The organism is Gilvimarinus sp. 1_MG-2023 (genome assembly GCF_030548285.1).
In genome coordinates this window covers 1-490 of sequence record NZ_JAUOSC010000107.1, presented here as the reverse complement: position 1 = coordinate 490, position 490 = coordinate 1, and the positions used below count along the sequence as shown (strand labels likewise).

The window sequence follows — 490 nt, the reverse complement described above, 5'->3', positions numbered from 1 at the left end:
CAGCAGCTCCAGTCGGTCAACGTTCTGGAAGCCGCGCGGCAGCTTGTTGCCTCGCCGTCCCCGCTCACCGAAATAATGCTCCAGGTCGCTGAATTTCATTTTCAGATGACGCTTGCCGGAGTAAACCAGCAAGGTATCGGTTGTTTGCAATGCCTGAACCGAGACCATCAGCTCCACACCTTCGGCCGCACTGGCAGCGCTGATATTAATCATCCGGTTGCCTTTGCCCTTGCTCAAGCGAGGCAGGTCGGCAGCCGGGAATACCAGCATACGGCCTTCGTTGGTCACCACGGCAATCCAGACCTCATCGCCGGCAGGCAATACACTTGGTGCCAATACCCGGGCATTGGCGGGCAAAGTGATCAGCGCCTTGCCCGCCTTGTTTTTGCTTTGCATATCCGCGAAGCGGGTAATAAAACCATAACCGGCGTCACTACAGAGCAAGTATTCGCTGCTGTCTTGCCCCATGAGCATATGCTCAAACGTCGCC

The 490-nt window shown here is 56.3% G+C and carries 1 protein-coding gene; it reads right to left on the bottom strand.

Annotation, left to right across the window (positions count from 1 at the left end):
- Nucleotides 1–490: DNA gyrase C-terminal beta-propeller domain-containing protein (locus Q4563_RS15915; protein ID WP_303605162.1), on the bottom strand; the 490-nt coding region annotated here is incomplete at both ends.